The 12857-nt window shown below is 43.8% G+C and carries 11 protein-coding genes and 1 other RNA gene; 5 read left to right on the top strand and 7 right to left on the bottom strand.

What is annotated here, in order from left to right:
* Positions 1-157 precede the first annotated feature (157 nt).
* On the bottom strand, positions 158-424 hold the full coding sequence (gene rpmA, locus VIM72_RS01570; protein WP_332001116.1) for a 50S ribosomal protein L27: 267 nt from the start codon (positions 422-424) through the stop codon (positions 158-160).
* Between the two features lie 29 nt (positions 425-453).
* Complete coding sequence (rplU, locus tag VIM72_RS01565) at positions 454-756, bottom strand: 50S ribosomal protein L21 (RefSeq protein WP_089913399.1); 303 nt, start codon at positions 754-756, stop codon at positions 454-456.
* Positions 757-1210: 454 nt separating this feature from the next.
* On the opposite strand from rplU, the gene VIM72_RS01560 reads away from it, so the two are divergent.
* From VIM72_RS01560 to VIM72_RS01540, 5 genes are all read left to right on the top strand, one after another.
* Positions 1211-2704, top strand: a complete 1494-nt coding sequence (locus VIM72_RS01560) for a GH3 auxin-responsive promoter family protein (protein ID WP_332001115.1) — start codon at positions 1211-1213, stop codon at positions 2702-2704.
* A gap of 68 nt (positions 2705-2772) precedes the next feature.
* Positions 2773-3939, top strand: coding sequence for a 1-deoxy-D-xylulose-5-phosphate reductoisomerase (locus tag VIM72_RS01555; protein ID WP_332001114.1), 1167 nt, complete (start codon positions 2773-2775; stop codon positions 3937-3939).
* Positions 3940-4067: 128 nt separating this feature from the next.
* Positions 4068-5417 (top strand): RIP metalloprotease RseP, encoded by a 1350-nt coding sequence (gene rseP, locus VIM72_RS01550; RefSeq protein ID WP_332001113.1) that lies wholly within the window; start codon positions 4068-4070, stop codon positions 5415-5417.
* Between the two features lie 279 nt (positions 5418-5696).
* Positions 5697-6068: a transfer-messenger RNA gene (ssrA, locus tag VIM72_RS01545) on the top strand.
* Positions 6069-6544: 476 nt separating this feature from the next.
* On the top strand, positions 6545-7288 hold the full coding sequence (locus VIM72_RS01540; RefSeq protein WP_332001112.1) for an SDR family oxidoreductase: 744 nt from the start codon (positions 6545-6547) through the stop codon (positions 7286-7288).
* A gap of 51 nt (positions 7289-7339) precedes the next feature.
* Here the strand turns inward: VIM72_RS01540 and VIM72_RS01535 are convergent, their stop codons facing one another.
* From VIM72_RS01535 to VIM72_RS01515, 5 genes are all read right to left on the bottom strand, one after another.
* Positions 7340-8815 carry a PLP-dependent aminotransferase family protein gene (locus VIM72_RS01535; protein WP_332001111.1) on the bottom strand — a complete coding sequence of 492 codons (1476 nt, stop codon included), beginning with the start codon at positions 8813-8815 and terminating at the stop codon, positions 7340-7342.
* Positions 8816-9020: 205 nt separating this feature from the next.
* Positions 9021-9941 (bottom strand): AraC family transcriptional regulator, encoded by a 921-nt coding sequence (locus VIM72_RS01530; RefSeq protein ID WP_332001110.1) that lies wholly within the window; start codon positions 9939-9941, stop codon positions 9021-9023.
* On the bottom strand, positions 9938-10789 hold the full coding sequence (locus VIM72_RS01525) for an SDR family NAD(P)-dependent oxidoreductase (protein ID WP_332001109.1): 852 nt from the start codon (positions 10787-10789) through the stop codon (positions 9938-9940). The genes VIM72_RS01530 and VIM72_RS01525 overlap by 4 nt, the downstream gene beginning before the upstream one ends.
* A gap of 176 nt (positions 10790-10965) precedes the next feature.
* Positions 10966-11877, bottom strand: a complete 912-nt coding sequence (locus tag VIM72_RS01520) for an alpha/beta hydrolase family esterase (RefSeq protein ID WP_332001108.1) — start codon at positions 11875-11877, stop codon at positions 10966-10968.
* A gap of 58 nt (positions 11878-11935) precedes the next feature.
* Entirely contained in the window at positions 11936-12457 is a 522-nt protein-coding gene (locus tag VIM72_RS01515; RefSeq protein ID WP_332001107.1) for a sigma-70 family RNA polymerase sigma factor, read from the bottom strand.
* Positions 12458-12857: the final 400 nt, after the last annotated feature.

The raw sequence follows: 12857 nt of genomic DNA, 5'->3' as shown, positions 1-12857 counted from the left end.
CTTTTTAGGAGCAGCTTTCTTAGCAGCAGCTTTTTTCTTAGGCGCTGCTTTTTTAGCAGCTTTTTTAATTGTTGCCATTGTTTTTTGAATTTGGGTTAGTAAATGATAATTGGGTATTAAAAAAAAACTTTATGGCAAACACCGCAACAGCTTTCGCTTATGCGGTGGCGTCAAGTGCTTTAACGGAAACGTAGGTTCTGTTCTCACGTCCTTTACGGAACTCAACTACACCGTCGCTGGTGGCAAAAATGGTGAAATCTTTACCAACTCCTACATTTTGACCAGGATGGTATACGGTACCTCTCTGGCGGATAATTATGTTACCGGCTACAGCAGCTTGTCCACCGAAAATCTTAACGCCCAGTCTTTTGCTCTGGGAATCGCGGCCGTTCTTTACGCTGCCTTCACCTTTTTTGTGTGCCATTCTATTTTAGAATTTTAACTTTTAAAAAATTAAGCAATGTCGCTGATCTTGATCTTAGTAAAGTGAGTACGGTGACCAACTTTCTTTCTGAAGCCTTTTCTTCTCTTCATTTTGAAAGCTATTACCTTATCACCCTGAACATGACCCAGGATCTCTGCTTTAACCACTGATTTTACATCAGTACCTATTGTCAGCGTGCCAGCGTTATCTGTCAGCAGTACATCAGAGAACTCGACTTTGTCGCCGATATTACCTGTTAACTGCTGTACAAAGATCTCCTGGTCTTTTTGTACTTTGAATTGCTGACCCGCGATTTTTACAACTGCAAACATAATTAGCCAAAAATAATTTCCTGCAAAAGTACTACTTGTTTTTTAATTGACAAACTTTTCTGCTTTATTTAGTATTTCTAAATTAAAAGCAAATTGCCACATATAAGCTAATGACCCCAAATGAGAAAGAGCTTATTCTTTTCAAAGATACGTAGTTATTTCAATTTTAGATTTATTTATATGGGTCCATGGTCCATAGTCGATGGTCCCTGGCGTAGTTCGTTTTATAAGTGGCGCCATTAGAGTCCATGGTCCATGGTCCACTGCATCCTTCAAGGAGGGCAGTATACGGGGATAGGCAATTACCTGGATTTTGAAGTTTTTTATACTTGCAGCAGGCAGTGGACTATGGACCATGGACCATGGACTACTCTAATCAAAAACCGTTAACTTGCCGTGCAAAGCATCACAATTTTTATACTTTTGTCATTTCAACCATTCTAAACTAAAGGGCATGAAGTTTAAGTCACTGCTGGCCAAACCATTTGCTTCCATTGTGAGCAGCAAGATCAGGAAGGAAATGCAACGGGCAGTAGAAGACCAGGATGCCATCCTGGAGGATTTGGTAAAAACAGGCAGGAATACGGATTTTGGGAAAGAGCATAATTTTGATGCCATCCATACCTATAATGAGTTTAAGGCTGCGGTGCCCATCCGGGACTATGAGCAGTTTAAACCATATATCAATAAAATAAAAGAGGGCCGGCATCATGTGCTCTGGAAAGGGCAGCCTATTTACCTGGCTAAAACCTCCGGCACCACCAGCGGTATTAAATATATACCCATCAGCAAAGAATCCATTTCCAATCATATAGACACTGCACGGAATGCCCTGCTGTATTATATGTCTGAAACCGGTAATTCCTCTTTTGCCGATGGTAAAATGATCTTCCTGTCCGGCTCCCCTGAGCTGGAACGTATTGCCGGGGTACCTACCGGGCGCCTCAGCGGTATCGTGAACCACCATGTGCCCCGCTACCTGCGCACCAACCAGCTCCCCTCTTACGAAACGAATTGTATTGAAGACTGGGAAACCAAGCTGGATCAGATCGTGGAGGAAACCATCAACCAGGACATGACGCTCATCAGCGGCATACCCCCGTGGGTACAAATGTATTTCGACCGCCTGATAGCCCGCAGCGGCAAGCCGGTAGGAGAGCTGTTCAAGAACCTGGACCTGCTGGTGTATGGCGGCGTAAACTTTGAACCTTACCGTGCCAAGCTAATGGAATCCATTGGCCGGCCTATTCATACTATTGAAACATTCCCGGCCTCTGAAGGCTTTATAGCTTTCCAGGATGTGCAGGGAGGGGAAGGGCTGCTGCTGAACACTAACTCCGGGATCTTCTTTGAGTTTGTGCCGGCGCAGGAGATCTTTAATGAAAATCCCACCCGTTTATCTTTAAAAGAAGTAGAGCTGGGCGTGAACTATGCCTTAATTATTAACAGCAATGCGGGTTTGTGGGGATATAATATAGGCGATACGGTGAAATTTGTATCCCTGAACCCTTACCGTATTGTGGTAACAGGGCGTATTAAACATTTTATTTCTGCCTTTGGAGAGCATGTGATCGGGGAGGAAGTGGAGCACAGCCTGATGAAAGCTGCGGGGGAAGAGCAGGTGCGCATCACGGAATTTACCGTGGCGCCTATGGTGCAAACCAATGGAGAGCTGCCGTACCACGAGTGGTTTGTAGAATTTGAGACCATGCCGGCTGATTTGGCTACCTTTGCTGCCAGGGTGGATGAGAACTTACGACAGAAGAACATCTATTACGATGACCTTTTAACCGGTAATATATTGCAACCCCTGAAGATAAGGCCTGTACGCCGGCAGGGATTCATAGATTATATGAAATCCATCGGCAAGCTGGGCGGCCAGAACAAGGTACCCCGTTTAAGCAATGACAGAATATTAGCAGAACAACTGATGCAATACCTTCAATGACAGTGGATTGAAGATTTTTAACATTTCCAACGCAATCTTGGATCAGTGATAATTGATATTATTGTAAAATGAGTAAAAAGAACATAGCCATTCTAGGTTCCACAGGCTCCATTGGTATACAGGCATTAGACGTAATAGCAGCACACCCCGACAAGTTCCGGGCAGAGGTGCTGACCGCCCGCCAGAATGCCGACCTGCTGATAGAGCAGGCCCTGAAATTCAGGCCCAATGCTGTGGTGATCGCAGATGAAACTCAGTATGAGCAGGTAAAGAGTGTACTGTTTGATAAAGGGATAAAGGTATTTGCCGGTACCCGCGCCATGGTAGAGGTAGCGGCATGGGATAGCATAGATATGGTGCTGGCCGCCATTATGGGATTTGCCGGCCTGGCGCCTACCTTATCTGCCATTGAAAGCGGCACGCCCGTAGCATTGGCCAATAAGGAAACCCTGGTAGTAGCAGGTGATATTGTGATGGCTGCTGCCCGTAAAAAGAATGTGCCGGTAATACCTGTAGATTCTGAGCATGCCGCCATTTTCCAATGCCTGCAGGGCGAGGAGGCGAACAAGGTGGAAAAGGTGATCCTCACCGCATCCGGCGGGCCTTTCCTGGGTAAGAAGCCCAACTTCCTTATTAATGTAAAAAAGGATCATGCGCTGCAGCATCCAAACTGGAGCATGGGCGCCAAAATAACCATTGATTCGGCCACCCTGATGAATAAAGGGCTGGAAATGATAGAAGCCCGCTGGTTATTTGGCCTGCAGCCCGACCAGATAGAAGTAGTGGTACACCCGCAATCCATCATTCATTCGATGGTGCAGTTTGTGGATGGTTCCATGAAAGCGCAGATGGGCTTACCGGACATGAAGCTGCCCATACAGTATGCCATGGGGTACCCCGAGCGGCTGGCAAATGATTTTCCCCGTTTTTCCTTTAAAAATTACCCTTCGCTCACATTTGAGCAGCCGGATACCAAAACTTTCCGTAACCTTGCCATTGCCATTGAAGCATTACGTAAAGGCGGTAACGCAGCCTGTATCATGAATGCGGCCAACGAAGAGGTAGTACATGCATTTTTACGCAACCGGATCGGTTTTCTGCAAATGACGGAAGTTATTGAGGAAACGCTGGTAAAGGTGCCACATATTCAAGTACCCACCTTACACGATTATTATGAAAGCGATACGGCCGCCCGCGAACATGCCGCTTCGCTGATCAATGCCATCGTGATCTGATCTTAGATATAATGATTTACGATTTTAGATTTATATATATGTAGTGAACCGCGCTATTCCAATCTAAAATCGTAAATCTAAAATCACAAATAATAAATAATCTTATTTTAAGCGGAGATTTAAACTACATGACAACACAAGAAATATTAGTGAAAGCCGGGCAGCTGATCCTGTCGCTCTCTATCCTGGTAGTATTGCATGAGTTAGGGCACTTTATCCCGGCCAAGCTATTCAAAACAAAGGTGGAAAAATTCTACCTGTTCTTTGACCCCTGGTTTTCCCTGTTCAAATTCAAAAAAGGTGAAACAGAATACGGTATAGGCTGGCTGCCATTGGGTGGTTACGTGAAAATTTCCGGTATGATCGATGAGAGCATGGACCGCGACCAGCTGATGAAAGAGCCGCAACCCTGGGAATTCCGCTCTAAACCAGCCTGGCAAAGGCTGATCATTATGATAGGCGGTGTAACGGTGAACCTGATCCTGGGCTTTTTGATCTATGCCATGATGTTGTGGTACTGGGGTGAAACCTACCTGCCTACACAAAATGTAAAATACGGGGTATCAGTGGATTCGCTGGCGCAAAGCATTGGCCTGCGTGATGGTGATAAGATCCTGAGCATTGATAACCGCAAAGTAGAGAACTTCCAGGCTATACCGGCAGAGATCATTTTGCATGAGGCCAAGAGCATACAGGTAGAACGTGACGGGCAGGAGCTGAATGTGGCCATCCCTCCGGGTTTCATCCGGCAGATGATCAAACAGAAATCGCCTTTTGCCGTGCCACGGGTTCCTTATTATGTGGGTTATTTCAGTAAAGAATCGGCTGGTGAAAAGGCCGGGTTAAAGAAAGGGGATAAGATGATCTCCTTCAACGGGGAACCTGCCACCTACCTGAGTGATTTTAAGACCCGGCTGCAGAAATACAAGAACCAGACGGTGCAAATAGGTGTACTGCGCGGTACCGATACCCTGCAGGTGAATGTGAAAGTGCCGGATACGGGCATACTGGGTGTGTACATTGATGCTGACCTGTCTAAGTTCTTTGCGCTGAACACAAAAAAATACACCTTCTTTGAGGCCATACCGGCTGGTTTTAATAAATGTATTAATACCCTGGTAAAATACGTTCAGCAGCTAAGGCTGATCTTTGTTTCCAAGGAAGTAAAGGCCAGCGAATCACTGGGCGGTTTCCTGACCATTGGTAACCTGTTCCCCGGTGAGTGGGACTGGATGTCGTTCTGGGAAATGACGGCGCTGTTATCCATCATCCTGGCATTTATGAACATTCTGCCTATCCCGGCGCTGGATGGCGGACATGTACTGTTCCTGCTGTACGAGATCATTACCGGCCGTAAGCCCAGTGAGAAGTTCCTGGAGTATGCGCAGATCGTGGGTATGGTGCTGTTGTTTGGATTGCTGCTGTATGCGAACGGGCTGGACCTGTGGAGGAATATATTTAGTAAGTGGTTTTCATAGGTTACGAATTGAGTTAAGGATATTTGAAAGGTCCTGCATGAGAATGCAGGACTTTTTTTTGTGGGGATATTTGGGAGTGGGGGTTGGAGTACCTGGAAGTGTATTGATGTGAAGCCTTTGGGTGGTAATTATTGTGGTCGGTAGGTTTTTAGGAATACCTGACAGCGCATTGAGTGCAGGCTTTTTGCAATAAGTATTGTGGTTATTAGTTCAGGGGAATACTCAGGAACGCAATTCGTAATTAATTATTCCGTATCTTTGTAGGCTAGTAAAAAAACTGGGGCTGCCTGGTTTTGACAGCATAGGTCTTTGAAAGTGTAAGCATGCCGTGCGTTGGATAATTAGCACGTTAATCTGAATACCCAAACTTTAATTGGCGAATCTAACTACGCCATGGCTGCCTAATTAAATTAGCGCACCCATTATAGCCGCCGGAGTTGCTGCCCACTACGACTCCCGCCGCCGAATCAAACCATAGAGGGATAGGTACACATGGTTTCTGTGAGTGTGTAATGAAAATCTAAACGGATACGAACGGGGTTGGTTAGTTCTGCTCCTGCCACGTTCCGACAACCCAATGCAGAAATAAGCATGTAGAAAGCTTTTGGAGGATATGTTTGGACGCGGGTTCGATTCCCGCCAGCTCCACCAAGGACAAAAATCCCATTTTACCCATCCGGGAGACACAAAAACAGCTATCATAAACCTGGTAGCTGTTTTTGTTTTTATTGGCAGGTTGCTTATTACAGATGTTTATCTTAATAAACCAGCTTAATGATTCTTCATACTTTTCAGATCAAACAACTAGCAATCGGATGTTTATGATGTAGATAATATTGCTGGTGTACGCAATTTTATCGGTAAGCTTATACTGACCTTGTAAAGTAAAATTAGAGCCCTCTTCTTCCCATGCCATGACAGCTTCTGGACTGTCATGAAAATGAATCCTGGATGGCCATGTCCGTTTATTTAATCCATTACTTTGTATTGAATTTAGGTACCCTTCAGATTGTCAGTGTATTACAGTCTGTTTATGCGGCATGAACAGCAGCCTGCGTAACGATGTAGAACCTGGCAATCCGGAAGGCTGATAGGTTCTATTTAGGTATTCATTAAATATTTCAATCATGAAGATTTTAGTAATTGGAGGAACGGGCCTCATCGGGAAAGAAGTATGTAAAAAATTGGAGAGCGCTGGTAATGAGGTTATTGTTGGAGCGGCGTCGAGGGGTGTTAATATCTTAACAGGGGAGGGCCTTGAAGAAGCCCTGGCGGAAACGGATATAGTAATTGACTTGTCTAACTCCAAATCACCAGATGGAGAAACAGCCTTAAATTTTTTCCGTACCGCGGGTAAAAATCTGGTAGCTGCAGAGAAGATTGCCAACGTTAAGCACCACCTGATACTTTCCATTGTTGGAACACCCCTGGCTCAACATATAGGTTATTTGCAGGCCAAAAAGCAGCAGGAAGATGCTATTGCGGAATCTGGTATTCCTTATACCATCATTCGTTCAACACAATTTCATGAACATATTTCGACTATAATCGCTGTTCAGAGCGAAGGGAAAGAGGTACATGTTTCAACGCTTGACTATCAACCTATCGCAGCCGCCGATGTCGTAAGCTATATTGTTAAATTTGCTTTGGAGAAACCCAAAAACGGGATAGTAGAGATAGCGGGTCCCGATCGCGGGCCGATGAATGAATTTGTGAAAAAGTATCTGGAAGAAAAGCGTGAAGATAAAGTAGTCGTATCTAATGAGGAGGACATATATATGTCCTTTGTGATCCCAAGATCATTGTTGGTTCCTGCAGGAGATTTTTACCCGGGAGAGATTAGATTCGATGATTGGAAAAAGTCATCATAAACCTGACAGGCCGGCCAGTAAAAGCAGCGGGGTAATCTTCACCCCTGCTGCTCATCTGGACTCCTTCAGTGCCCCGAAAAACTTTTGCATTTCATCTGTATCCAGGGAAGCGAATCCTAGCCTTATTCCATTGACATCATCTTTATATTTATATAAGCTACCATCATTCATGTAAATATCTTTTTCAGCTAACCGCCTGGCAAGGTGAGGTATTGAATACTCCGGGGCAAACGTTGCCCAAACAGCCATACCGCCATTCGGCTTGGTAAAATGACTAATGTCTCCCACGCAGGAATTCAGCAGGTCGCAGAAAACATCCCGTCGTTCTTTATAGAGCTTCACTGACTTCCGTAAATGCCTCTGCATCTCCCCCGTATTAAAAAGATGCGCTACGGATTCTTCAAACAATACATCACCACGGATCTCTACCAGCCGTTTGAACATGGAAGCCTGCCATATGAAATCGTCCCCTGCAATTAAATATCCCAGCCTGATTGTAGGTGCTAATGTCTTCGAGATAGAACCAATATAAATCACATAGCCGTCATGGTTTGCGCTTGCCAGAGGTAATATCGGAGAATTTTCATAATGAAAGTCATAATCATAATCGTCCTCAATAACCGGAAGGCGATATTGCCGAATGATCTCCAAAAGCTGAATCCTTCTTTCTTTACTGAGGGTAACGGTTGTGGGGTGGTGGTGATGAGGAATAATGTATAGAAGATCGGGTGGCGACTTTTTGCAGATATTCTCGATTTCATCAACATCAATCCCATTTTCATCAACTTTTACCCTGATCAATTTTGCTCCCATCTGCTCAAAAAGCTTATCGGCAAGAACATAATTTAAGTCTCCGACGATGACCGTACTGCCAGGCCGCAGGATCATGCTTGCCGCTATGAAAATTGCCAGTTGCGCACCATGGGTAACCAGCACATGCCGGGGTTCGATATTGAGTGCCCTGGTTTTAGCAAGAAAAATGGCTAGTTCTGTTCTCAATGACATACTTCCGGCAGCACTATCATTCAAAAGCCTGCTATGGAGGTGAACTCTTTTAGATAGGAACTTGTATCGGTCATAAATCGAATCCAACGGTGCGAGCCTCGAATCAGGATAACCATCATTAATCATCAATTGATGAGGGCTCAGTAATCTTTTGGAAGACTGCCGTGAGGCAATCTGCTTGTAGAAAGTTCCATCCTCCTGCAAATTTGGCCCATCCGGTGCAACAGGCCCCAAAGGCTTGGGATTTATCACCGGGAGCTGCTGGGCAACAAAATTTCCCTTTCTTTTTATAACATCCAGCCATCCCTCAAGCTGGAGGTCGTCGTAGGCCGATACCACCGTAGTACGGTTAATTTTCAGCATTGACGCCATATCCCGACTGGCTGGCAATTGATATCCGGATTTTATTTTCCCGCTTTTTATCAAAGAGATAATACCGTTCGCCACCTGCTTAAAAATGGGAACGGAAGAATGCCTGTCGATTTCAATCAGATTACTGTACGGTAATGCCTGTACTCCCATGATAATAAAGAATATAATCAACACCGGGTTTAACAGTGTAATTTTACGAAAATTTTGCTACAGGCACCTGAACATAGGTGCTGTGGCAAGGGAGGGGACCAGATTAAACCCTTAATACGCCGCTATCGGCCCGTATGTTTGCTCCGTTTGTTACAAGTGATAGCGACTTGAGAGATAAACTGCAAGATTAGCAATTTCTTCCGGCTCAATTAAATGACTGCCTGAACTCTAACGGAGTTTGATTTGTGTTCTTTTTAAATACTTTACTAAACGATTGAGAATACCTGAAACCCAAATGATAAGCTATTTCACTTACGGTCATCGTTGAGCCGGCGAGCAGCTGCTTTGCTTTTTCCATTATATGCTGCTGAATATATTGCTGGGCACTGAGCCCGGTAGTGCTCCGTAGTAGATCGCTTAAATAATTAGGCGATAAATGTAGTTGCTCTGCAATAAACTGAACGCCGGGCAGGCCTTTATCAAGGGATATCCCGGTGTTAAAATATTGGTCAAGCAGTTGCTCTAACTGTGAAAGCAGATCATTATTGATAGCTTTCCTGGTAAGGAACTGGCGGCCGTAAAAGCGGTTAGCATAATTCAATAGCAGTTCAATATGAGACACAATAAGATCCTGGCTGTAATGGTCGATGTTGTTTTTTAATTCATCCTGCATCTGCTTTAATAACGAGGAAATTATTTCAGCTTCTTTTTCTGAAAGATGCAATGCCTCTGTAAGCGCATATGAAAAAAAGCCATAATTGCTGATATTCTTTGCTAAAGGGTAAGGACCTATTATTTCCGGCTTAAATACCAGCATATATCCCTTTACAGGATTATCAGTTGCAGCAGTGACCGAAAATACCTGGCCGGGTTTTGTAAAGGTCATCATGCCCTCCGTAAAGTCATAATCCATTTGGCCGTATTTCAGGTTCCCATTGCTGCCTTTCTTTATGGTGATGCAGTAAAAATCATTGGTAAAATGTTTCCACACATCACTATGCTTAAAGCTTAGCAACTCAAAATCAATAATGCTTACCAGCGGATGGTCTGGCTTAGGCAGCGCAAAAAAGAAATGCAGTTCTGAAACTGATCTAATTAAGTGAGGTGCGGAAACTTTTTTCTTCATAATTTAAAATTAAGATTATCATAATCTGTTGAAAGCGATAGATCCTTCCATTGCTCCAATTCGACCGCTTCTTTTTTACGCTGTTCAATAATTGACTGATAGCTATCCGTACCTAAAGGCAAGTGAACCGGAGGATCGGGTAAACGCGAAATGTCATAAAGTACATTCGCTAATTTCTTTGGGTCGCCCGGCTGGTTTCCATTAAAGCTGCGTAACATTTTCACATGCTCAGTTACATGGTATTCTTTAATCAATTTCGAGGCAACTGCCAGGGTTTTGTCACTCATAAAATTGGTGCGGAACATTCCAGGCGCGATCACCGTTACATTTATCCCAAAAGGTTTTAATTCTTGTGCCAATGCTTCTGAAAGGCCAATCACTGCAAATTTAGAGGCATTATAACTTCCTGTATTGGCATAACCAATATACCCCATACTGGAAGAAATATTTATGATGTGCCCTGATCGTTGCGCACGTAAATAGGGGGCCACATTACGGATAACATTTGCCATTCCGAACACATTCACATCTACCGTCTTACGGAATTCCGCGTCGCTAATTTCTTCTATGCTGCCTACCAGGTAGTATCCTGCATTATTTAAAACAACATCGATCCTTCCAAATACTTCAATGCCTTTTTCAACAGCGGTTTTCACATCCTCTTCATTAGTAATATCTATTTGCAGCGGCAAAAAGTTCTTTGATGCTTTGCCAATGCTTTCTGCCAGTTCTTCTAAATCCCGGGAAGTTGCAATCACCTTATCTCCGCCCGCCAGTACTTTTTTAGCAACTTCGAGTCCCATCCCTTTAGATGCTCCGGTTATAAACCACACTTTTTGATCACTCATAATTTTGCTTTTTATTTAAAGCAAAGGTCTCTCTTAAAATCTTCCATTATGTATCTCAATCACGGTTTAATGTGTTTGAATTTAAAGGATTTAAGACCCTGCCAGAGCGTTTTTGCTGACCAGCCTGGATGACCGGTGACAATTACCAGATCCAGGTTTGGGGCTTTGATAGGACATTAGTCAATACTCTTAAAAAATTCCCAGATCTCTGCAGGAGCATCCACCTCTCCACTCATCGGCCCCAGCTTTTTTATTGGTATTCTAAAACGCCTGTTTGGAATAGTATGCCCACCGTCATCAATACCGATATACAACAGTTTCTTTCGGGTAGTTTGCGAGTAATACGTTTTTCTGGTCACCGGTCCTGTTTTTTCCTCGCCAGCCAGCTCCCCCTGGTTTACCTGCTTCCAGAAGGCAACCGTTTCCGTTGCGCTCTTTACCGTTCCCCAATCATGTCCATCTAAAACAATCCTGCCTCCTTCAAATGGAACAATTGGATCTTTCCTGCCAAAAATCGATATGATGGAAACGGGTGTTTTTACGGCCGGATTTAAATTATTATCATCGGTGGGCAGGTTAGCGCTGATGGTAGCAAATGCCGTAAACAGATCCGGTCTTTCCGCCGCAAGCCGGAATACCATGGTTCCTCCATTGGAATAACCTACGCCATACACTTTGTCAACCTGATATGCTCTTTTGAAATAGCCTATCAGCTGCTCTGTAAATTTCACGTCATCTATATTTAATTTCTTCGCAGGAACAGGGGCCTTTTTTCTGCAATCGTTCCAGTTGCCACGATATCCCTGGGGATACACGATGATCGCTTCCCCGGAATGATCTGCCAGCAGATCAAACTCATGGCCAGTGAATATCTGCATCAAGAACGGCTTCAAGCCGGAGCCATGATAAGCAATGATCAGTTTCGGATTCGGTTGTACATTTTTGGGAACATGATAAATGAAGGAGCGTTCATAGCCATCTATATGGAGGGCGCCGGAGTGGTTAGGATGGATCAGGTTCCATCTGTAGGTATAAAAAAACAAACACACCAATAGCGTTGCTACAGCAACAAAAATGATCAAAAGCATCTTTTTCATATTTTATGTATGTCCAATAGACGTACATACCAGGAAAAAGACGCATCATTTACATTATTTCTTTCGGCGGCACATAGTCCGTCACGTTCCCATATTTGTCTAACCTCAGGAAACAGCTATTTTTCACCGTATCGTTTATCTTCTTCTTTGCCCTTTGTACCCTTGATTTAACGGTACTCAATGGCAAATTGTGCATTTTTGCGAATTGCGTTTGACTGATCCCATTTAATTCAATGGCTTCCATCACCTCCTTCTGTTCATCCGGTAATGTTTTTATCAGTAAGGAGATACACTTTAGCAAATAAACATTGCCTTCATTATATTCCTCTTCATTTTGATCTGGTAACTGAAAATTTTTATCCTTTTTCCGGTAATGATCGATGACAGTGTTATATACAATTACCCTTAGCCAGGATAGCAGCTTTTCCTCACTCTTCAGTGTATCAATGTATTGATGCGCTTTTAAAAAAACGTCCTGCCTGATATCCTGTACAATTTCAGCATCTACCTTTATCTTCCGCAAATACAGCTCAATATCATTGTACAATTTTAATTGCCAGTTATCATTCATGTATGGAAAGCTATTTAGCGATCATATTATCAGCATGCTGCAAAAATATATAATTATTCCATCTTGTATTTTAAGCTGCGCTGTCACGGCCTGCTGCAGACACAGCCCGTGGTGATGCAAAGCGGAAAGAAACGGCTCCGGAGAGCCGTTTTTGGGGAAAACCCGGTGAAAATGGTTGGTAAATGATATCAACGAGCGATGGAATATATTAGATAAGACTGACCCGGATAAAAAAAGGACTATTCCATTTTACAGAAGCTTCACACGGATTTTGGTGAAAAGTGTATTTTTGGAAAAATCAACCATCCGTTATTCATAGGTACGCAACATACATGGACATTCAGCTGCTGGCACGCCTGCAGCAGGACGATACCCTGGCCTTTGCCGAGTTGTACAGCCG

The sequence above is a fragment of the Chitinophaga sp. genome, assembly GCF_036569185.1.
Taxonomy (GTDB): Bacteria; Bacteroidota; Bacteroidia; order Chitinophagales; family Chitinophagaceae; genus Chitinophaga.
The sequence above is the reverse complement of the archived record's forward strand: the minus strand, read 5'-3'. Positions and strand labels throughout refer to the sequence as shown.